The sequence below is a fragment of the Ruegeria lacuscaerulensis genome, assembly GCF_013033355.1.
Classification (GTDB): Bacteria; Pseudomonadota; Alphaproteobacteria; order Rhodobacterales; family Rhodobacteraceae; genus Ruegeria; species Ruegeria lacuscaerulensis_A.
On the sequence record NZ_WQDY01000008.1, the window covers coordinates 46,352 to 66,815 of the forward strand.

Sequence of the window (20,464 nt, forward strand, 5' to 3'; positions counted from 1 at the left end):
CCTATTTGGTTGCGGTCAAAACTGTATCACATGCGGGTTCAGGTCATTCTCTTGCGTCCGCTCAGCAAGCCAACCCTGCTCTACGGGAACGTCATAAAGCCGTCCGGTGCCGAACCGGGCCCAGAAGTGGCGCAAGCCCGGTGCAACGACCCGCACAACCGGGAAATTCACGTCCGGTCGGGTCTGATCCAGTACCAGAACGTCGATGTTCTTTGCTTTCAAACGTGAGAGGCAGGTCTGGATATCCACAAGCACGTCGTCAGCTGCGAGGCTGCGCGTTCTGTCCAGCGCAAGCATGGGCTGCGTTTCGTCGGGCACAAGGTAGCGCGCCTCATGCAGCCGTGTTGTGCGCCACCAATCTATTGCATCCGAATTGCCAAGATAGCTTTGCTGCATGGTTGTGCCACACGTTTTAGGAACGGCTTCAAGGGATTGGTTTATTTCCGTCAAAGCTCGCGACAGGGCAATCTCTGGGTCAAGGTGACAACCAAAGCCGTAGATGATGTCTTCTTCTTGTTTGTCTGTTCGGGCCGATATCGCTGCAAAAGTTGGGATCCCGATATCGCTTGTAACGTCTACCACCGTGAGGGTTCGATGCAGATGGGCATAGTGCGCAGACAGGTCACGACCGTAAGGGTCGCGCGCAGCGGCCAGGTCGACGCCTGGCCGGTTCAGCCGGTTGTACCACCAGATCGCGACAGCGTCGCGTTCGATCAGCTCCAATAGCCCCTGCAGAATGGCTTCTTCCAGTGTTCCGCCGGCGGCACAGCCGTTAGAGTCGGCGCGGCCGAAACTTGGGTCGGGTCCTCGATAGCCAAAATAGCACATGGAGGTCGGCAGATGGCGTATGCGCGCTTCTCCCAATGACCAAAGCGGTGTCCATTCGATTTGTGCCTCAGGGTCGAAAGGTTCAGGCACCCAATAGGCCTTGTGCGTCTTGCGATTAAGCTCGGCCCGATCCGCAAACTGCTGGGCGCTATAGCCCTGACACGCGTTTGGCAGGATCGCCGTGTCTAGGTCCCGGTACCGGGCAAGATGCCGAGGTTCCGAGCCGTCGAACACTCCGCAGTACCGTTCCAATGACTCAGCTATCGCGCTAATGCGAGCCTGTTTGGGGTTGCGCCCCTTGCCGCCAGACCGTCGCCGCAGACCCTCGCGCAGGAAGAACTTGCTGTCGTGCAAATCCGAGAAGTTGTGATCGGCGGAATAAGTCGGTGTGATCCACTCGGGGCTGCCGTCTGGCCCGCTGCGGATACCTGGTTCCAGCGCGCCGACAATACCGGTGATCGGACTGACATGCCTGTCCAGAGCAGCCTGAATATCGGCGGGGCGGCGCGATCTGTGCCCGCCATCTGTTCCTTGCAGCTTGGGGCGGGATCGCAGAACCGGTCTATCGGGTGTCGTTTGCGTCTGTGCGGGATCGCCACATACCGGGCATTGAGGGCGACGCGTCAGAACATGGGTCTTTCGTTGCATTGACAGATGATCTGTACTGATCACTCGGTCGGCCAACATCGCTGGTCGGCCTGTTCCGATCCAGCGCGCTACTTCCGTCGCGATTTCGGCCAAGGCCGCAAATTTTGACGCGGCAAGACTACCTTGCGGGGCCAGCCGCGCTTTGTCCAAGCCATTTAGACGACCAATGTGGGTATCGACCCTGCGGTGCCACCGAAGGCGCTGCGTCAAACATTCGAGACATGCGGTTTCGCTCGGAACAAACGCCGGGCCCAGCCAACTTTCCATTCCGCCAGGGCTAACCAATATCCATGGTCTTTGTTCTGCGACGGCCTTTTTGTTCCACTCGGCCAAGTCCCGGTTTAGGTAATCGTCTGCAACAACGACACTCAGTTCACCGCGATCCGCGACACAAAGCCCGTTCCTTTCAAGCAACATGCGCAGATCTTCGGCAGTTCCATCGTCGCAGATTACATCGACCGTCGCGTTTGCTAGACGTTCCGCCGCTTGCGACGGCAATGCCCCAGCGCATTCCCAGAAGGCTTGCTGCTCGCGGGGGATGGAGGCCGTATCTTCAGCTAGAAAGCCGCGCTGTTTCAGAATGTCCAACGCTGAGAATATGTCGGCACTGACATAGCGCCGGCACAGTTGGTCAAATATGTCGTCAACCAGAAAAGACCCGTCCAGCAATGGTGCCAGATCCGAGAAAATTGGGCTGGTCAGGCAAACATGGCCCTTGTGGCTGAAAAGGTACAAGCCCTCTTCCGGGACAACGATCGCCTCTAGGCTTGATTTAAACCGCGGTGCCGCAATGGCACTGGCATACATTGGGGCCCATGCCCTTAGCAGCACGCCGGCGGAGCGACTGCGGTGTTATGCTCATGCAAATCATCGTCATGCACACCGTCTGGCCGGTCGCCGACGTTTACGATCTGAGTGAAGGTTTTGCCGATCTCTTCGCCATACGCCTTGACCGCTGAGGTCGGGTCCTGCTCTAGCAGCGTCCGGAACTCTGGGTCTTTCCAAGCCTTGGCGTGCATTTTGCCCCAGTCTTCATTTGTTGGTGCTGTCATGGAACATCCCTCCCTATTTTAGGTCGCCTTCTGCCAATCTGCATTAGGCCTTAGCGTTTTGTTAACCTTTTCACAGGCTAAGGAGTCGATCAAGGTGCGAGTTGGGTTTCTGTTGTCTTGTTCACAACCGGTTCATCTACATGTCTAAATTCAGGTTTGGTTTCTGCTTAGAACTTCAAACTGACCTTCTGTCCCCGCTATCGGGCGAAGGCTGTATTTTTGCGCAATTACTTGAATTATAACGGCCATCTGCAAAAGTGACTGAGCGGCCGCGACGCAAACTCTTGGACCTGCCCCGAAAGGAATATAAGCTTTGGCTGAGTTGGGCTTTACGCGGCCCGCGGCAAAGCGGTCGGGTTGAAACTGGGATGGCTGAGCAAAGTAACGAGGATCCCGATGCAGCAATTCCGGGCTGATCCAAACCCCAAGACCTTCAGGCAGTTGATAGTCATGCAGCGTAAGGCTTTTGGCGATTTCTCGGTAGAGAATAGGCGCAGGGGGCGACAGGCGCATCGACTCGCGAAGGATTGCCACCGTATCGCTTGCGCCAAGGGTCGCAACGTTCAGGCGTTTCTCTTCATCAAAAGCCGTCGCTTCGGCATGCAGCCCTTCATGCAACTTGTGGCTGGCGACATCGCGCCAAAACTGGGTCAAGGCAAATGGAATCGTGAGATGCCCGGCAAACAGCATCTGAACAATCTCGCCAATAACATCTTGCCTAGACAGAGTTTCAGGCGCGTTGCGCTGGGCCGCAACCAATGCCGACAGAATGTCACCGCGATCGACAAACTCGTCAAACCGCGCATGGATAAGGGCAACCACATTGTCCATGCGCGCGGGCGCACGAGGACGCGTCATCTGCAGTGCTCCAGTGACATGTCTCAGGGTTGCGGTGAAATCCTCGCCATAGGCTTCTTGCATGGTCACAAGTCCACTGCGCCTGTGGTCCGTACCAAAGCCCTGAACGTCGGCATCCAACACGCTGCGCATTGCGAGGCGACTGATCAGCAACCGAACCTCGTGGGGCAGGTCAATCTGTTCACCGCCTTTCCAGCGCGCTATGGTTTCATGTGCAAGCTCAGCTACCAAAGCCAGTCGAGGTGCGCGCAGACTGCTGCGAAACAACGGCAGCAAAACCTGTCGTCGAGCCCGCCAAGTCTCGGGGTCATTCAGTGTTGTCAGGCCGTCGCCCCAATAGCCTGTATTCGAATCTCGCAAAAAGTCGGGCTTACGCAGGTCAGCCTCGTGAAATCGAAGCAACGCTCGCACCATATCGGCGTCGTGCACAAAGACGATCGGGCCAGCACCCAGGTCAAATTGCGACACGCTACCGAAGGTGTCGAACAGGTATTCCAGAAACGTCAGCGGGCTGCGTTGGAAGAACTGTGCGTTCAGACGCGCGTGTTGAGCCCCAACCGGGCCGGGCGGCAAAGTCACGGCGATAGCCTGGCAGGAGGAATATGATGGAGCGACCGACGATCTGGGCCTATGGGCTGGCGCCTGATGTTCTGCTGGAAACGATAGCGGGGGAAACGAGGCTCAATAGTCCGATGGGGTCGATCAACCTGACAGACGATGCCCATGTGACGCTTGCCCAGAAGCTTGCGCTGGGCTTTATGAGTGAAACAGACCTCACGAATTTCGTATCCGGAAACCCGGAGGCAGAGGATGTCTGTGCATCGTTTTTGTTTCGTCTGGATCAACGCGGGTTTCTCTGTCGGTTCGTTATGCAGGATGACAAGCCTATCGCGGTTTGTGTTCCGCAACGCTCCCCTGTCTCGGGCCTTCCGAATTTCACGCCTAAAAACAGTCTTAGGCTGTCTCGTGAAACACTGTTGTCTCCGCAAAAGCAAGGGTTGCAGGCGCGGGTACCAGGAAGCTGGGCTTCGATGCAACTTTTGGACGCCAAACTGTCACCGCTGATTTTCGAGCTCTCTGCCGGATCAGACTCCGCAAATGCAGCAAACAGTGTGCCCGAGATTGAGCAGGAAGTTTTCGAGGCTGTTATCTGCCTGTTTGCTTGGTGCGGTTTGCTGGAGTGCGACGAAAAACCCGCTGCGCCGGTTCACGAAACCCTATTTGTCGAGCGCACCCGCCTAGGGTTCACCCGCGCGCATATTGGCAAAACCGGAGCAGCGCAGCGCCCAACCCAAACCCCGGGCAATGACCCGGAAATAGTCCTGCCGAAACATGATGTAGACGCCCTTGCCGCAGGTGATCCTCCGTTCACCGTGGTGTCCCGCAATCGCCAGAGCCGCCGTGAACAAGGGCGCACACCAATTGCGAAGGATCAATTGAGCGAGTTGTTGTTCCGGTGTTTCCATCCGTTGGGTCAACACCATTCTTATCCGAGCGGAGGCGGCCTTTACGCGTTGACCGCGTATCTTTTGGTCAATCGTTGCGAAGGTCTAGAAGCCGGTCTGTACGTCTATGACAGTGCTGAGCATGGCCTTAACATGATCGCAGAAGTTAACGCCCTGTTGTGTAGCATGCTGAAGGACGCCGCCGCGTCGGCAAACCGCTCTGAACATACGCAAGTTCTGCTACTGCTCTCTGCGGATATGACTGCCGTCCGAGCGGCCTATGGCGATTTGGCCTACGCGTTGGTGTTGAAAGAGGTTGGCGCGGTTTATCAGAACATCCAACTTGTGGGTACGGCGATGAAACTGGCGACCTGTCCTCTGGGAACGGCAAACTCGGTTGCGTTCGCGGCTGTTAGCGGCCGTGACCTACACAATATGCCTTTGGTTGGGGAAATGATGATTGGATCAATCGACTAAGCGGCCGACGACCCCCGCAGAATTTGGCTGGCCACGTCTGTTTCAAACCACCTATCAGTTCCTTTAACCGAAACAATACTGATGAGCCGATGCAATCGATGTGGCCCGCCCCTTTGAAAAAACGGTTTGCGCAATGAAATTATCCAGTGAAACACCGGCACTGCTGCGTGTCAGAAAATTTGACCCTTAGGGGCCACTGGCGCTGCCAGAAGAGCACATGCAGTTGCGTAACATGTTCCGGCTGATTGAGAACACTCGAGGCGCTGTACCCCTTCCGTTAGCTGAAGAGATTTACGGTCTGGGCGTTGCGGTGAGAGCACGGCAGGCTCTCCGATCATGCCCTATAACTAACAAGCTCATTCCAAAACAATTCAACTGCGGCAGATGTGTTCTGCGACTTGCGCGCCGCACAGATGTTCCAAGTCAAATTCTGTTTCATCGACACGGGTCTGACAGTCTTTGTGCGGATCAGTTCCGCGAACGAGTCCGGCATCCCTCCCACCACGAAGTCAGGCTCCGCCAACAGCCCGGTCAGGAGGTTGTAGTCGTCGCATTCGATATGCGGCTGTGAATTGACCTTTTCGACGGCCTCAACACCGCCACCAAGTGCCTTCGTCAGGGCAGCTTTCCAGTGTTTATGCAGATGCGGTGACGCAAAGGGAAAGTCGAAAATACCTGCCATGGTTTGCGGACCGCGCTGGTGAATCTCATGGTCTCGATGAGCGACGAATTGGATAGTTTGCTTCTCCATCACCATGATCTCGACGTCTTCGGCTTCGGGTGTGTAAGTCAGATCGCCGAGGAACACGTCGAATTCGCCCGCCTGCAATAAGTCTAGTGGACGCGCGTAGGCACTTACCAGAATTCGGAAACGCAGGTCAGGTACCGCCCGTCGCACGACGCGTAAGACAGGCAGGATCAAAGTTCTTGTGGTGAGCGGCCCGCACCCAATTAGCAAAGTGCCCGGCCCGGATTCACGCAATCCAGCCACGCGAGTTGCATAGCGGTTCAAATCTTCACGGAGCGCCTGCGCAATTGGCAGAAATTCTTGCCCCGCGCGTGTCAATGTGCTGCTGTTGCGGCTGCGATGGAACAAAACAAGGCCCGTTTGATCCTCAGCCTGCCCGACATAGCGGGACAAGGACGCGTTCGAGACACCCATCACACGAGCCGCATTTTGAAAGCTGCCGGTTTCCGCTAATACCAGAAAGGCGGTCAATGCGTTTTCGTTCATCGTGCGGCCAATTTCATTTCAAGTTTCGTGTTTTAGATTTCACAATATGAAATCATGGTAAAGCTCTGTTGCGACAAGAATGTCTCAATCGCTATCCCTGATGGACCCTTCGATATTTCCACCATCGAGATCTTTTTCTAAGTCCACAGAGGTAACAATGTTCGCTCTTCGATCTATTGCGGTATCCGCCACGCTGGCCACGGCGACGGTTTGTGCCCTGCCGGTATTGGCCGAAACCGACCAGCCCAATATTCTTGTCATTATGGCCGATGATGTCGGCTGGGCCAGTCTTGGCAGCTATCATCAGGGTGTGAAAAGCATCCAAACCCCCAATCTTGATCAACTGGCCGCCGACGGTATGCGTCTGACGGATTACTACGCGCAGCCAAGCTGCACTGCCGGGCGATCCGCCTTCATCACCGGGCAGTTGCCGGTACGTACCGGAATGCACACGGTCGGCCTGCCCGGAGACCCTGAAAAAGGTCTGAGCGAGGATGATCCAACCCTGGCCAATATGCTGAAGTCTCTGGGCTATGCGACCGGGCAATTTGGCAAAAACCACCTGGGAGATATGAATAAATTCTTGCCGACGGTGAAAGGTTTCGATGAATATTGGGGCTGGCTCTATCATCTGAACGCGATGGAATACACATCCGATCCAGACTGGCCTAAGGACCAGAACTTCAACGATACATTTGGCCCTCGGAACATCATTCATGCCTATGCCACGGATACAGTCGATGAAACGGTAGATCCGCGTTGGGGTTTGGTTGGCAAACAACGCATCATCGACGATGGTCCAGCCCCGCCCGAGCGGCAAAAGACGCTGGACGACGAAGTGACAGCCCACACGCTGGACTTCATCGACCGCGCAGTCGACAGCGAAACGCCGTTCTTTGTCTGGATGGCCCCGGCGCGCGCGCACGTCTGGACGCATCTGAGCCCCGAATACGAGGCCATGCTGGGTGACGGGCGCGGCCTGCAGGACGTCGTGATGAAAGAGCTGGACGACAACGTGGGCAAAGTCATGGCGCGACTGGAAGAATTGGGGGTCTCGGACAACACTATTGTGGTCTTTACGTCTGACAACGGACCGGAAACCATGACCTGGCCGGACGGTGGAACAACGCCGTTCCATGGCGAAAAGGGCACTACCTGGGAAGGCGGCTTCCGCGTCCCCGCCATCATTCGCTGGCCCGGTAAAGTTCCTGCCGGAACTGTGAGCAACGGTATTTTTGCCGGTCTTGACTGGATGCCCACCCTTGTTGCCGCTGCTGGCGGGCCCGATGATCTGACCGGTTCATTGCTGGAGGGTTACGAGGGCTATCAGGTGCACCTGGATGGGTACAACCAACTGTCGTTCCTAACTGGTGAGGGGGAGAGTAACCGGGAAGAGATCATCTACTATGAGGGCCCCGATCTGCAAGCCGTGCGCCATGGCGATTGGAAAGCACATTTTACGATCCAGACCGAAGGTTGGGCAGGGCCAAAAGAGGAGCTGAACGCCCCTTTGCTGTTCAACCTGCGTCGCGATCCCTACGAAAAAGCGGCCGAAGAGTCGGGGATGTATACACGGTGGATGGGCAACAAAATGTGGGCCTTTGGTCCTGCTGCCAAAATCGTCCAAAACCACCTATCTACGTTCAAGGACTATCCTCCGCGGGGTTCGGACATAACCAATCAGTCTCACGTTGAAGAACAGATTTCGACCGAAGGCGGGATGTCACAGTAGAAATCAATTCTCGGGAGGCACCAGTCGTTGTCTCCCGATCCTTAATAGAACTCGCGGGAAACACCTGCTGACGGAGGTTCGCTTCCTCGATAACATCTTTGTCGAGCGGCTCCGGTGGTCGTTGAAATACGAATGCGTCTACCTGCACGTCTGGGAGACCGGATCAGATGCAAAAGCGGGCGTTGAGAAATGGATCGAGTTTTACAACCAAAAGCGTCCTCATTCCGCTCTTGGCGGCAAGCCACCAGCCGTGATCTATTGGCTGCGAAAGGAATAAAACCAAACCAATCATCAGGAGCAAAAAGTAGCTTAATCTACGCCGCAGACTGTCCAATAATTGGGGGGAAGCTCAAAGTTCTGCGATGCGGTAAGCAAGAATTTGTGTGCACAAGGTGTGTCAAGTCTCGGACGAAAGCCCAAGGAGCATGTCGGCAGAGCGGTCCGCAGCAACTAGAAAGACTAGCTGACGGACACAATTAGCTCTGCCCTCAAGTCGCGCCTACAGTGTTTTCTTATAGAACTCTGTGTAGTCAGCATCGTACACGGGTTTCTCAACTGGTAGATTCAAAGCCGCGCGCAATTTATTGGCAATATGGCGTCGCGACCAGTTGACAGCAGCAAGCCCCGAGCCATGATCGCTTTCAAGCTCCTCAATCAGAGTTGCAACTTGATGGTACAAGTCATCCTTCGGCGTATCAAACGCTAGCGCGGCTGCCGGGACAGCTGCGGTTAAGGTCATTCCGGACCCCGCTGCCAAAAGGGTGCGGCGGTTTATTGAAAGACGGTCGTGAGAGTTTGTCATAGAGAAAGTCCTGAAATTTGTGGAAAAGCCCGACTGCGTAGCGCACTCCGGGCCGGGTGTCGTTACAGGTCTGCAACATCGCCGAGATTGATTCCCAACGCGTCCGCGATGCCCTGCGCATAGGCCGGATCGGCCCTATGACAGTTACGGATGTGACGGTGCTTGATCTCGATACGAGCCGGAGCGATGGCTCGCGCAGTGTTGTCAAACAGCTGTTGTTTCTGATCTGCAGTCATCAATTGAAACAAGGCACGGGGTTGCGAGTAGTAGTCTTCATCCTCGCGATGGTTCCAGTGATCGGCCTGACCCTCAAGCGACAAGGGCGGTTCGGAAAAATCGGGCTGTTCTTGCCACTCTTCGAACATGTTCGGTTCATAACCCAGAGTAGACCCATAGTTGCCGTCGACCCGCATCGCGCCATCGCGGTGATAAGAATGGAAAGGACAACGCGGCGCGTTGACCGGAATTTGCGAATGGTTCACGCCCAGCCGGTAGCGAGCTGCGTCACCATAGGAAAACAGCCTCCCCTGCAACATTTTATCCGGTGAGAATCCGATGCCTGGTACTACGCTGGAAGGCGCGAACGAGGCCTGCTCAACCTCCGCATAATAGTTTTCGGGGTTCCGGTTCAGCTCGAACTCACCAACTTCGATCAGAGGATAGTCCGCTTTGGGCCAGATTTTGGTCAGATCGAACGGGTTGATGTGATAGCTGCCCGCTTCTTTCTCGGGCATGATTTGCACAAACATCGTCCACTTCGGAAAATTGCCCTGCTCGATGTTGTCATACAAGTCACGCTGATGGCTTTCACGGTCTGCAGCGACGATTTCAGCTGCATCGGCATCGGTCAGGTTCTTAATCCCTTGCGCGCTTTTGAAGTGGAACTTGACCCAGAAGCGTTCGTTGTCTGCATTGATCAGGCTGAATGTGTGGCTACCAAAACCGTCCATGTGCCGATAGGTTGCGGGTAGGCCACGATCCGACATCACAATGGTGACCTGATGCAGGGCTTCAGGTAGGTTAGTCCAAAAATCCCAGTTGTTGTCTGCACTACGCATGTTTGTGCGCGGGTCTCGTTTGACCGCGTGGTTAAGGTCGGGAAATTTCAGCGGATCGCGCAAAAAGAAGACCGGGGTGTTGTTGCCGACGAGATCCCAATTGCCTTCGTCAGTATAGAATTTCATGGCAAAGCCACGAATGTCTCGCTCAGCATCTGCCGCTCCGCGCTCACCCGCTACGGTTGAAAATCGAACGAACATCTCTGTCTCTTTTCCGATTTTGGAAAAGATGTTGGCGCGAGTGAATTTAGTGATGTCATGGGTTACCTTGAACGTTCCGTACGCTCCGGAACCTTTGGCGTGCATGCGGCGTTCCGGAATCACTTCGCGGTCAAAATGCGCCATTTTTTCAAGGAACCATACATCCTGCAGCAACGCGGGGCCGCGACGACCTGCTGTGATGATGTTTTGGTTGTCAGGGACCGGGGCCCCGAATGCGGTGGTTAACTTAGGTTTCTTAGCCATTCACTTTCTCCTCTATTTGTGCGTCGAAGCTATCGTCAGGGGAAATTTTGTGAACCGGGCTAAATTCAACTTATGGTCGCATTTTAAACACGTGTTAGGGATCAAATTGTGTAAAAATATTTTTGAATAAAAGTCCAAAATGTAGCTTACTTACAAGCTGACGAAGGGGACTGTTGCATTAATCTATTTGGTCTGGATTTGCGCGGGCGAGCGTCGATGAACTACGCGGCTTCGAATAGCTTTGCGATGAACTGGCGCTCTCCAAGAATGCCTGATCGTTTGTGACGAATGTGGCCTTGTTTGAGGGTCTCCAGGCCGCTTAGGGTCGCTTTGGCCGTTCGCAAAGAGCGAAAGCTTTGGCGGTATCCAAACAGTCTTTTCATGGCGGCATGATAACTCTCGATCAGATTGTTTCGCCACTTTCGGTCGATGTGCCGAATGCCGTCAAAATGCGGATCATAACGATGATTGATTTCGCGAACGACACGCCGATACTTTCCACCTTGGTGTGGACAAAGCCGCGTGAGGCTGTCCTGACGCTTTGGATGGTTATGATTTTTGGATGGTTATGATTTCAGCGGGACAAACGTTCCCATGTTAAGCGAGTCATCTGTTTCGTCTGCCGCTCACACACCTACGATCGGAGCTGACCTGACGGGTTGCGATGCTAGCAAAGACCCTGAGAAGGACACCGTTCCCTCAAGGGCAACTGGAGTTTACACGGCGGGGTCCTCCCGGCTTCAGGTAGCGGCAGTGTCCGCGCAGCCCGTGAGAACCAGCGTGTCACATACTTGTCATATTTGTGCGTTAGCCAAAAACTGAAAAAGAGAAAACACAGGAGGCTCCGATGACCTCTCTCAATATTCAGCTATGGGAGCTGATTAAGACGCACAAGATGCCTGATGATGCTGCAGGCAAACCGTTCATTGAACAACTGATGGACGAATACCGCATCTCTCTCGATACCGCCAAAGTAGCGATCGCCGAATATCAAAAATTCATGTATCTTTGTGCTACACGGCACGAGCGTAATGTGCCCTCGAAGGCGGTGGATTTGGTGTGGCATTTGCATATGCAGCACAGTCGCGACTATTGGGATGTCTTTTGCAAGAAGCTGGGCAAGCCCGTGCACCACAATCCTGGTAGCCTGGGCGCGCAACATCTGGATGACTACAAGGCCACCGTCAAAGCCTATTCGGCCCTGTTCGGAACGCCCCCAAAAGGGATCTGGAGACAAAAAGACAGGCTTGGAACTTTTCTGATGTTGATCTTCTTGGCGGTGTTCATTTGCATCGGCGGTAGCTCCATCGTGCAAAGTGACAATCTACTATTTGGATTTCTTTGGCTGACTGTACCGGTCGTTTGTTTTGTGATTGCCCTCAACAGCCTGACGTCGACAAGTGAACTCACGCTGATATTTGAAAGCGGCGACCCGTTTGCCGACGACGATGCAGGTGATTGTGGTTCGGGCGATGGCGGTGGTTGCGGCGATTGAGCCGTAAGTCGTGCATGCTGGTTACGGTTGCTCAGGGTCGTAGCACGCTCAAAGAATGACAAACTCGCCCTTGATCGGTTTAGCCAAAAACCCCAATCCGATCCGCGAGGCCGCAAATCATGCGCAGAACGACCAGCGCAAGATTGACAAAAAATCTCAAATATCAAACCTGCAACGATGCGTTCCCAGCCAATTGATACAGCCGGGCCGATAGAGGGTGATGAAAATCGTGTGCCAGGTGCGACACGCCGCGTCAGCCTGAAAATGGAAGAAACACGCATATTTATGGAAGAACTATGGAGGATTTTCCAGTTAGGTTTTGGTGGAGCCTAGGGGAAACGCCGCCGAACGCCTAATGCACTGATAGTAAACACTATTGCAGCGCGTTGGTTTGCAGTGTGTCTCACCTTAGTGTCACACTCTAATATGCACAACCTCTTCCGCCAAGCTGTGCAAATCAAAGCGTGCAAACCTCTTTACTGCCCTGCTTGGTCTACTGTTCAGACCTACTGCTTTTTCCATTTTGAAGTGTTGCGAACGATGTGGAGCGGTTGTGTGCAGGTCTGCTCGCCAACAACCTTAATCACGCGGTACCAAGCCGTATCAAAGCCACTTCGCCATCTGCAGCGAGATTGGTCTTTTTGATTTCAATCAGTTATATTCGAATGTGATCACTTGGATTTTTGGGGGTACAGGTGAACAGTTCTATTTCTGATGAGGCGATGGCGAGGCTCCCATTCTGGGTAACACCTCCGGGGGAGACAGACGGGTTTCTGATCGTTGTCGGATTGGTTCTAGTGATAGTGCTGCTGGGTTTTGGTGCACTCTACTTCACCGTACAGGCCATTCCAGACCGCATGGCGGCAGGTGCTCATAAGGTCCAAATGCAGTTGGTCGGTGTGCTTGGGTTGATCTCTCTCTTCACCCTGAACAACGCTTTCTGGATCGCGGCTATTTTGATCGCCGCCGTGCCGTTGCATGAAATCTTTCCACTCAAGACCGAAGTAGACGTCTCGGAGAGCGACGATGCTTGAGTTGGTCTTCTCTGCACTGATCACAATCGTCCCGGACTATCTGTATCGCCGCTATAAGCAAGGCAAGCGTTGGGGGCACGAAATAACCCTGTTCAATGTCTGGTATGAATTGCGGTGGGGTTTGACCGCCTGTGCAATATTGGCTGTGACGCTGATCACGGTGATCTTCTATTTCCACCCCTCAACGCGGAATGTCTCTGCGGCGTTTCGCACAATTACTATTCTGTCGGATCGCGCGGGGCGGGTTGCGGAAGTCTATGTTGCCAATAATGAAGACGTTTTAGCTGGCGAGGCCATTTTCCGACTGGACACCACACGGCAGGAGGCAGCAGCGCAAACTGCTCAGCGTCGTATCGAAGAGATTGAGGCGGCCTTGGGCCTGACCGCAACGGAAGTCGCGAGCGCCACCGCTCGGGTGGAGGCGACGGAAGCTGACCTTGCACAGGCTACGAGCGATTTGGAGCGACGTCTGGAGCTGGCGGAGCGAAACAACTCCGTTGTTAGTGAGCAGGAACTGGAACGCTTGCAAACAGCAGTGTCCGGCGCGGAAAGTCAGCGTGCTGCCGCTAAGGCCACGCTGGATGGTGCCAAATTGCGCCAAACCACTCTTCTACCTGCCCAGCTTGAAACTGCACGTGCGGTTTTGAGCGAGTCGGAGAACGAGATATCAAAATCCACTGTGTTTGCCGAGGTGGATGGGACCGTAACTCAGTTCCTCCTTAAGCCGGGCGATATCGTTAACCCAATTCTACGCCCTGCCGGGATTTTAGTGCCTGAGGTCACGGGGCAGGGGCGTTTTATCGCGGCTTTTGGTCAGATTTCTGCCAGTGTACTAAAGCCGGGTATGCTGGTGGAAATTACCTGCGCGTCTAAACCGTTGACCATCGTCCCGATGGTTGTGGATGACGTGCAAGGGGCGATTGCTGCGGGGCAGTTCCGACCGGGTGATGCGCTGCTGGATCAGCAGGATCGAGCGCGACCCGGTACAGTTACAGCGTTCCTAGCACCTATTTTTCCAGAGCATCTTGATAGCATCCCGCCCGGTAGTGCGTGCGTTGGCGTTGCTTATACGAGCCGAGCAAAGGAAATCGACGCTGGTGAGATCACAGGCCTGTCCGCCTTCATTGCAAGAATTGTGGATGGCATGGGTATAGCAAATGCAATTGTCTTGCGTGCGCAAGCCATCCTGCTTCCGGTGAAGACATTGGTATTCAACTAGGCCCCAACCGGCAGAGAGGTAAAGTTTCGCTATGGGTTGCGACGCCAGCTACATTTGCACGTTTCTATCGGTTTTCTTTTACGACCTAATCTACCTGTCACCCATAATTGTGTTTTTATTGGTTCTGGTTAGCACACTGGGGATATCGATTGGCAAGATCGAAGGCTGGTCAACTGGATCGAGCCTCTACCACGCGTTTATAAACGCTACCACGGTAGGTTACGGCGACATTAAACCTGAGAAACCTGCGAGCCGGGCTTTGGCCGTTATCAACGCATTTGTTGGGCTGATCTTTGTCGGAATTATTGTCGGTATAGGCGTCCATGCCGTCGAGACCGCGATGACGGCAGAGTTCTAATTTTTTAGGCTGAACTAGTCGATTGAGATTGCGCATCCGCACATTGCCGCTGGCGTAAGGTAGCGAGTGTAATGTCGGCAAACTGGGCCTACAGCCTTCTACTGGTGCGGAAGGTTGCGGCTGGCCTGCATTTGCTGAACATCGTCGGGCCAAGTGGAGCGTATGTAGGCCAGCACGTCCCATATGTCTTCGTCAGTCAGGGTGCCTTCAAAGCCGGGCATGCCACTGTTGAAGTCTTTAATACCACGTGCTGCCAATGCGTCTGCTCCACCTTGTTTGGTATACTCAAACAGTAGCTGGTTATCATGGTGCCATGTGTGCCCTGTCACGTCATGTGGTGGTGCAGGTAACACTCCGTCATCGTCGGGTGTTTGCCAGTTGGGTTGGCCTTCCAGATTAACTCCATGGCATGAGGCACAGTGCTCTGCGTAGAGTTCCTGCCCATTCGCAAGGTCTCTGTCTATCAACTCATGATCTGCAGCGACGCTAGTACCAATACTGCATATAGCGAGTGTACACAGGTGTTTGTTCATTTCTGCCTACCTTAACTCGGAAGTGTTAATACGCTGGTGAGTGTCGCCGTTGTCGCCAAAACCACTAATACGACTATTGCCTCCGCCTCGATAGATCGGGCGAGGTGCCGCGCTGCCTTAGCCTCTCCACTTTGCATGGCGGGAACAAATCGAAGCTTGTTGGCAGCGGCGAGGATCATCAGCAACGCCACAAGAAACACTTTGAGCAACAGTGCCCGCCCGTAGCCAGTAAACAAGAGCCCTTGGAGATTGCCGACAATTAACCAAGCAATCCATAGGCCCGCACCGATTAAAGTCGGCACAACCAATGCAGCAGTTTGCCCAAACCTATGACCTAATTCAGCAGCATCTGACAGGTGTTCAGGCATGAGAGCCATACTCCGCAGCGGGCTAAAGATGCCCACCCAGAAGGCTACACATAGCAGGTGCAACAGGAGCAAGAGTTGAACGCCAAAACTCTCTAGTTCGGGCACGTGCCCGATCTGAGCAAAGGACCACAATGCCACTGTGCCACCCAACAGTGCGATCGGTAGACCAACGCGAGGAACAGACAGCCCCACAATGATCATCGCTGCGCCTACAAGGCGGTAAACAAGGACGTCACCCACGGATGTCTGCCAAAGTAGACCAAGCATCTCTGGATCGACCATGCCGTCAACTCCGCCTGTTAAGGCGGCTCCACGAAGCATGAAGCCAATTGCCGTTGCGGCGAGAGCAAGGCACGCTAAGGCCCTAGCTTGGCGCTTCATTACTCGGTGTATCGGGGCGACAAAGCCGGAATAGAAGCAGCTAACAATGATAAGCCCGGTGGAGCCCGCAAAGCCGATGTAGAGCCCCAGCTTTACGAAGACTGCGGCAATACCCCAAATATCTGGCATGCTCATTCCACGGTAAAGGAAAACTCGCCCTGCATCGCATGGCCGTCTTCACCTAAACCACGCCATTCGATGACATAGGTGCCCGTTCCATTGCTCGGCAGCGGGATCGTGAACTCTTGACCAAAACTTGTCTGGTCGCCCAAATCCAGGCTTACTGCCGAGTGTTCTTCATGGGCCATCTCTATCCGTGTCAGCCGGATGTCCTTAGAGAAGTTGAGGCCAATTTCAGCGGGCACAGCCGTTATTGTTGCTCCGTTGGCAGGGGTTGTTTCTTCGACCTTGGAATGCGCCAGCACGCCGCTGGGAAGAGCAACCATGAGTGCGAGCGTTATGATCTTTTTCACGGTCCAGTCCTCAATTTATCCCGTTGGCACGTTGAATTTCACGAATGCACGCGATCACCGGATAGGTTCGCAGTTTCCGCAGCAAACTGAGACTGGTTCGAATTGGTCTGACAGCACCCGCAATACGTCCGTCAGACAATGGCCCGGAGATCATCACTCTGCTCCTCTAAGTATTGTACAGTCTTACCTCGAAGAACGTCATAGGAAATGACGATGCTGCAAAGCGCAGCGAAGAAACACCACACCGAAGGTAGAACAAACAATTCATAACCGAAGAGCGTGACCAAAAACGACGCTGTAAGCGCTAGGCCAAACTTGAAAGCGGTGGGGTTCGATGAGGCAGCGAGCGCAGTACATGCAGTAAAGAAGTAAATGTATTGGATGTTTGGGATAAGGGTCATACCTTGTAGGTACAAAATATGCCCTCCCCATTCATCGCTAGAGGTGGGAAGTACGGGGTGATTGATTGCGTTCAACATAAGGTAAGTTCCCACAGCCAAACCACCAATGATAAGTCCACCGAATAAGTGTTTACGCCACTTTCGCTTTTCGATCAGAAAACCTGCAGTTGGGCCAGCAACAGGCCAATAGAAAAACGCGAAAAAAATGAAGCCATAGTTTACTATCGTTAAAAGTCTCAAAGACAATTGGTCGGATATCCCGAGCCAGACCAAACCCTCAAGACTTTGTTGTAAACCGAAAACTAACGGAAAAGATGACAGGAATATTAGGCCACACCCCAACTTCTGTCTGCATGCAGAAATCATGGTAGCTGCACCGGCAACGGACAATATTCCCCCCGCGACAAAACTTGCCGTAGCTGAAAAGCACATGTTTAACTCCATTCAGTACATATATCTTTAGCCAGCATCATATGTCGGTGATTGTAGCAGCCAAGCTTTTCATCTCACTATAGGCACACAAGGTCGGCTTTTAGCGGCCTTTTGACTTTGCAGATTACGAATTTGGTATTCCGGAAACAGCGGCAGCATTGGGAATGTCGGTTCGGACTCTGCAATCCGGGTTGCGAAATGCGGGCACAAACCTGTCGGATACTCGGCAGGAAAGGGATTGCACTCTCCAGTTCCTGAACTATCTGGGTCATGGTGATTACTTGGAGCCGAGATGTCCCCGCTGCTCTTTTCCACTGCAGAGTGTTCAGCAGGATGCATATGGTCCTGACAGTGAAGGCCAGCGCAACCATTTGATAGAGCGTGAGCGACGCTGCCAAGGCTGGTCAGGATGACTAGAACGCTAACAAATAGCACAAGTGACTATCGCCGGATGACCATGGGGCTGGACGCTACTGCACGGGAGCGCCCGTGACAACGCCATACAGTTCGTCTCACGAAGGAAGGTCTCTCAATTGCATTCCAGTTATAGAACAAGTCAGTGTCAACGTGCTGTTCTGTACCTGATGCAGTCTCTTTGACTTGGTTGTGAGGCTGCTTTCGCTCGTGGGTTTTCAACTACAGAATTTAACCGAGTGCAGTGTCGAAGCTATTAAAAGATAAATAGATACGGTTAATGACCGTACTGTGTTTATACAAGGTGCATTAACATAGTGATTACTATCGCTAACCTATTCGGTTTACGTTGGCTGATTTGCACTGCATAGGTAACTTAGTACTAAACTTTGCTATATACCAAACCATATTATGTACATCTTTAGTATATGCATACTGGTAATAAATATCTGCATTTAGTATCTGCTATCGAGAGCATTAATATGCATATTCAGGTAATACAGTAAGGATTATACTAAGCATGTGATACTTAAGAGTGCATCTAAGTATCGGTACTAAATGTATATGTCAGACATACCTATTAGGCTCGGATACACATCTTGTATCTAATCCAATCTATATCCGTGCAGCGGCAGACAGATCACGTTTTTGCAATCTGTCCGCTCGGTTTATTTGCTCAACTGAGGGAGGGATAAGCCAGTATCGGCGCAAATGTACATGACTTGCAAAGAAGATAGATGACCCGGCATGAGCATGCATCTGTTCAGGTTCAGATCGGCACTTGTCCAGCCAACTAACAACTAAGGTGGCAGCGGTCAGCTTTGACCTGCATTGAGTATCCGGTACACCGATGCACGGCTGATACCGAGGTCTTGGGCAATCTTGGTAGCGCCGACGCCTTCGCCTGCCAGAGTAAGCACCTCGTCCGACCTTGCCAATGCGGTTGGCTTGCGTCCTTTGTACTTTCCGGCAGCTTTGGCCTTGGCAATTCCTTCACGCTGACGTACCAGCATGATCTCACGCTCAAACTCGGCCACGCTTCCCAACAGGTTCAACATCAGCTTGCCTTGGGCAGTGGACGTGTCGAGACTTAGACCCAAGATCGTTAGGTGCGCCCGGACGGCGTCAAGCTGGCTGCGGATTTCCATCAGGTGGGCCATGGAGCGCGCCAGACGGTCCAATTTGGTGACTACTAGGTGATCACCCTCTCGAATGAAGTTAAGCGCCTCTGTGAGCTTCTCACGCGCTCTCACATCCACTGAGGATACCTGTTCGGTGAGTACCTTCTCGCACCTGGCTTTTTCCAGTTCCCTTAGTTGAGCATCAAGCCCAGCCGTTTGATCCAAAGTGGAAGTCCTAGCATAGCCAACAAGCATGATCTGTTCCGTCTCTCAAAGTCCTAAATATTGAAATGCATACTGTCTCAAAACCCGAAATCAATTTATGTGAGACACAATTTGCGTGTGTGCCAGTTGTGCCTCTGGGGCAGGGCCTTGTGAAACAGCAATACTAAACAAAAGGGCCAGGACGTATGCTGACTACCCCATGGGGGAACTCAGCCTGTCCAGAACTATAGATACGAGCTCGAAAAAATTCGACAAAACATCACAGTAAGTTCGGCCTAAGCAGCGGACATTGAAGCTGTATGCCGCGAATAACCGCCCTGAGCCCATCCCGCCCGATGCCGCACATCGCACCTATGCCCGCTTTCCGGGCCGGTGCACTGGCAGTCGACTTCTATAAATTTGTCAGAGTTTCCACTCGAACCCAACGGCTTTTTCGGACACCCCCCAGAGGCGCGACATGACAACCTTGTCATGGGCATGAGCGTTTAGTGTCCCTTTGCCGACCGGACCGACCGCTTCCATGCGGCCCGTCGGACCGTAGAGGGCGCGCTGCTCCGTCAATGCCCCTTCGGTAGCGCACATGACTTCGGGGTATGAGCCTTGTTCTGCGGTCTGGACCATCGGCGTTTTGGTCATCAGCCACCAGATGAAACGCATCGTGCGGCTGCCGCTTGTTGTGATCAGAGACGTCGCCGATGAGCCGGGATGGCAGACGAAGACTTCAACATCTTTGCGCCCCACAGCGGCCAGACGTTCCTGCAATGCGTAGGCAAACATCATCTGCGCCAGTTTGCTTTGCGAATATGCGGTATTAGCGCCATAACCCTCATTCCAATTCATATCGTCGAATTTGATGGTCTTGAGCCCAAGGTTGTAGCCAAGGCTCGCGACGACCACGATCCGGCCTTTGCTTTCCGCGATGCGATCAAAAAGCAGGCCATTCAGTAGAAAATGTCCGTAGTGGTTGGTGCCAAGTTGACTTTCGAAACCGTCGACGGTCAGATTGCGCGTCGGCACCTGCGCGATGGCCGCGTTGTTGATCAGTGCGTCGATGCGGGGCACAGTCTTCAGGACCTCTTTGGCCGCCTCGCGCACGCTGGCCAGAACAGACAGGTCCATGCGGATGAAGCTAACATCAGCTTTCGCACCGAGTTCCTGTTTTAGGTCCGCGATTGCCGCCTCAGATTTCTCGGCTGAGCGGTTCAGCATCACCACCTTAGCGTTCTTCTTCAGGAGAATGCGCGCGGCTTGAAAGCCTGCGCCCGCGTTAGCGCCAGTTATGATGTAGGTCTTACCATACTGGTCGCCGAGGCGCGCGGGTGTCCAACCTTTGGGTCCGAATGTCGTATCTACCATTTTCTGTCTCCTGCCAGCCCAAACCGGCGGATTGAAGTGCTGTTGTTTGAAAGCA

Annotated in this window: 18 protein-coding genes and 2 pseudogenes; 7 read left to right on the plus strand and 13 right to left on the minus strand. The window is 53.5% G+C overall.

The window, feature by feature from the left end; all coding sequences use genetic code 11:
- Window positions 1-15: 15 nt before the first annotated feature.
- The 3 genes from GOW48_RS14420 to GOW48_RS14430 form a co-directional block, all read right to left on the minus strand.
- Window positions 16-2,283 carry a TOMM precursor leader peptide-binding protein gene (locus tag GOW48_RS14420; protein ID WP_214648670.1) on the minus strand — a complete coding sequence of 756 codons (2,268 nt, stop codon included), beginning with the start codon at window positions 2,281-2,283 and terminating at the stop codon, window positions 16-18.
- A 14-nt stretch (window positions 2,284-2,297) separates the two neighbouring features.
- Window positions 2,298-2,528, minus strand: coding sequence for a hypothetical protein (locus GOW48_RS14425; protein WP_170754847.1), 231 nt, complete (start codon window positions 2,526-2,528; stop codon window positions 2,298-2,300).
- A gap of 150 nt (window positions 2,529-2,678) precedes the next feature.
- The gene (locus GOW48_RS14430) at window positions 2,679-3,965 is read right to left on the minus strand and encodes a cytochrome P450 (protein ID WP_170754849.1); all 1,287 of its coding nucleotides are present in this window, start codon (window positions 3,963-3,965) and stop codon (window positions 2,679-2,681) included.
- Between the two features lie 26 nt (window positions 3,966-3,991).
- Here GOW48_RS14430 and GOW48_RS14435 point away from each other — a divergent pair, with 26 nt between their 5' ends.
- Window positions 3,992-5,308, plus strand: a complete 1,317-nt coding sequence (locus GOW48_RS14435) for a SagB family peptide dehydrogenase (RefSeq protein ID WP_170754851.1) — start codon at window positions 3,992-3,994, stop codon at window positions 5,306-5,308.
- Window positions 5,309-5,642: 334 nt separating this feature from the next.
- Here GOW48_RS14435 and GOW48_RS14440 read toward each other — a convergent pair whose 3' ends face one another.
- Window positions 5,643-6,542 carry a LysR family transcriptional regulator gene (locus tag GOW48_RS14440; RefSeq protein ID WP_170754853.1) on the minus strand — a complete coding sequence of 300 codons (900 nt, stop codon included), beginning with the start codon at window positions 6,540-6,542 and terminating at the stop codon, window positions 5,643-5,645.
- A gap of 157 nt (window positions 6,543-6,699) precedes the next feature.
- On the opposite strand from GOW48_RS14440, the gene GOW48_RS14445 reads away from it, so the two are divergent.
- Both GOW48_RS14445 and GOW48_RS14450 read left to right on the plus strand, forming a co-directional pair.
- Window positions 6,700-8,274 carry an arylsulfatase gene (locus tag GOW48_RS14445; protein ID WP_170754855.1) on the plus strand — a complete coding sequence of 525 codons (1,575 nt, stop codon included), beginning with the start codon at window positions 6,700-6,702 and terminating at the stop codon, window positions 8,272-8,274.
- Between the two features lie 79 nt (window positions 8,275-8,353).
- A pseudogene (locus GOW48_RS14450) lies at window positions 8,354-8,551 on the plus strand (integrase core domain-containing protein); the annotation flags it as partial.
- 222 nt (window positions 8,552-8,773) lie between these two features.
- Here the strand turns inward: GOW48_RS14450 and GOW48_RS14455 are convergent.
- From GOW48_RS14455 to GOW48_RS14465, 3 genes and pseudogenes are all read right to left on the minus strand, one after another.
- The gene (locus GOW48_RS14455; RefSeq protein WP_170724733.1) at window positions 8,774-9,013 is read right to left on the minus strand and encodes a hypothetical protein; all 240 of its coding nucleotides are present in this window, start codon (window positions 9,011-9,013) and stop codon (window positions 8,774-8,776) included.
- A 125-nt stretch (window positions 9,014-9,138) separates the two neighbouring features.
- The gene (locus GOW48_RS14460) at window positions 9,139-10,599 is read right to left on the minus strand and encodes a catalase (RefSeq protein WP_170754859.1); all 1,461 of its coding nucleotides are present in this window, start codon (window positions 10,597-10,599) and stop codon (window positions 9,139-9,141) included.
- A gap of 221 nt (window positions 10,600-10,820) precedes the next feature.
- Window positions 10,821-11,096: pseudogene (locus tag GOW48_RS14465) on the minus strand (DDE-type integrase/transposase/recombinase); the annotation flags it as partial.
- 350 nt (window positions 11,097-11,446) lie between these two features.
- Between GOW48_RS14465 and GOW48_RS14470 the strand changes: the two are divergent.
- From GOW48_RS14470 to GOW48_RS14485, 4 genes are all read left to right on the plus strand, one after another.
- Window positions 11,447-12,094: a glycine-rich domain-containing protein gene (locus GOW48_RS14470; protein ID WP_170754861.1), complete on the plus strand. Its 648-nt coding sequence runs from the start codon at window positions 11,447-11,449 to the stop codon at window positions 12,092-12,094.
- 695 nt (window positions 12,095-12,789) lie between these two features.
- Complete coding sequence (locus tag GOW48_RS14475; RefSeq protein ID WP_170356634.1) at window positions 12,790-13,128, plus strand: hypothetical protein; 339 nt, start codon at window positions 12,790-12,792, stop codon at window positions 13,126-13,128.
- Entirely contained in the window at window positions 13,121-14,347 is a 1,227-nt protein-coding gene (locus tag GOW48_RS14480; RefSeq protein ID WP_170754863.1) for an HlyD family secretion protein, read from the plus strand. The genes GOW48_RS14475 and GOW48_RS14480 overlap by 8 nt, the downstream gene beginning before the upstream one ends.
- A 31-nt stretch (window positions 14,348-14,378) precedes the next feature.
- On the plus strand, window positions 14,379-14,705 hold the full coding sequence (locus GOW48_RS14485) for a potassium channel family protein (protein WP_170754865.1): 327 nt from the start codon (window positions 14,379-14,381) through the stop codon (window positions 14,703-14,705).
- Between the two features lie 98 nt (window positions 14,706-14,803).
- On the opposite strand, the gene GOW48_RS14490 is transcribed toward GOW48_RS14485, so the two are convergent.
- From GOW48_RS14490 to GOW48_RS14515, 6 genes are all read right to left on the minus strand, one after another.
- Window positions 14,804-15,238: a c-type cytochrome gene (locus tag GOW48_RS14490; RefSeq protein ID WP_170754867.1), complete on the minus strand. Its 435-nt coding sequence runs from the start codon at window positions 15,236-15,238 to the stop codon at window positions 14,804-14,806.
- 11 nt (window positions 15,239-15,249) lie between these two features.
- On the minus strand, window positions 15,250-16,116 hold the full coding sequence (locus GOW48_RS14495; protein WP_170754869.1) for a copper resistance D family protein: 867 nt from the start codon (window positions 16,114-16,116) through the stop codon (window positions 15,250-15,252).
- A 2-nt stretch (window positions 16,117-16,118) separates the two neighbouring features.
- Window positions 16,119-16,460 carry a copper resistance CopC family protein gene (locus GOW48_RS14500; protein WP_331251814.1) on the minus strand — a complete coding sequence of 114 codons (342 nt, stop codon included), beginning with the start codon at window positions 16,458-16,460 and terminating at the stop codon, window positions 16,119-16,121.
- A gap of 131 nt (window positions 16,461-16,591) precedes the next feature.
- Entirely contained in the window at window positions 16,592-17,305 is a 714-nt protein-coding gene (locus GOW48_RS14505) for a DUF6629 family protein (protein WP_170754870.1), read from the minus strand.
- Between the two features lie 1,217 nt (window positions 17,306-18,522).
- Window positions 18,523-19,083 carry a recombinase family protein gene (locus tag GOW48_RS14510; protein ID WP_170754872.1) on the minus strand — a complete coding sequence of 187 codons (561 nt, stop codon included), beginning with the start codon at window positions 19,081-19,083 and terminating at the stop codon, window positions 18,523-18,525.
- A gap of 372 nt (window positions 19,084-19,455) precedes the next feature.
- Window positions 19,456-20,409, minus strand: coding sequence for an SDR family oxidoreductase (locus GOW48_RS14515; protein ID WP_170754875.1), 954 nt, complete (start codon window positions 20,407-20,409; stop codon window positions 19,456-19,458).
- Window positions 20,410-20,464: the final 55 nt, after the last annotated feature.

Bases quoted from the DNA above. Each gene is read 5' to 3' on its own strand.
- GOW48_RS14490 (WP_170754867.1), bottom strand. From the start codon at position 15,238: ATGAACAAACACCTGTGTACACTCGCTATATGCAGTATTGGTACTAGC.
- GOW48_RS14460 (WP_170754859.1), bottom strand. From the start codon at position 10,599: ATGGCTAAGAAACCTAAGTTAACCACCGCATTCGGGGCCCCGGTCCCT.
- GOW48_RS14495 (WP_170754869.1), bottom strand. From the start codon at position 16,116: ATGCCAGATATTTGGGGTATTGCCGCAGTCTTCGTAAAGCTGGGGCTC.
- GOW48_RS14440 (WP_170754853.1), bottom strand. From the start codon at position 6,542: ATGAACGAAAACGCATTGACCGCCTTTCTGGTATTAGCGGAAACCGGC.
- GOW48_RS14445 (WP_170754855.1), top strand. From the start codon at position 6,700: ATGTTCGCTCTTCGATCTATTGCGGTATCCGCCACGCTGGCCACGGCG.
- GOW48_RS14425 (WP_170754847.1), bottom strand. From the start codon at position 2,528: ATGACAGCACCAACAAATGAAGACTGGGGCAAAATGCACGCCAAGGCT.
- GOW48_RS14480 (WP_170754863.1), top strand. From the start codon at position 13,121: ATGCTTGAGTTGGTCTTCTCTGCACTGATCACAATCGTCCCGGACTAT.
- GOW48_RS14515 (WP_170754875.1), bottom strand. From the start codon at position 20,409: ATGGTAGATACGACATTCGGACCCAAAGGTTGGACACCCGCGCGCCTC.
- GOW48_RS14505 (WP_170754870.1), bottom strand. From the start codon at position 17,305: ATGGAGTTAAACATGTGCTTTTCAGCTACGGCAAGTTTTGTCGCGGGG.
- GOW48_RS14435 (WP_170754851.1), top strand. From the start codon at position 3,992: ATGGAGCGACCGACGATCTGGGCCTATGGGCTGGCGCCTGATGTTCTG.
- GOW48_RS14485 (WP_170754865.1), top strand. From the start codon at position 14,379: ATGGGTTGCGACGCCAGCTACATTTGCACGTTTCTATCGGTTTTCTTT.
- GOW48_RS14455 (WP_170724733.1), bottom strand. From the start codon at position 9,013: ATGACCTTAACCGCAGCTGTCCCGGCAGCCGCGCTAGCGTTTGATACG.
- GOW48_RS14470 (WP_170754861.1), top strand. From the start codon at position 11,447: ATGACCTCTCTCAATATTCAGCTATGGGAGCTGATTAAGACGCACAAG.
- GOW48_RS14510 (WP_170754872.1), bottom strand. From the start codon at position 19,083: ATGCTTGTTGGCTATGCTAGGACTTCCACTTTGGATCAAACGGCTGGG.
- GOW48_RS14420 (WP_214648670.1), bottom strand. From the start codon at position 2,283: ATGTATGCCAGTGCCATTGCGGCACCGCGGTTTAAATCAAGCCTAGAG.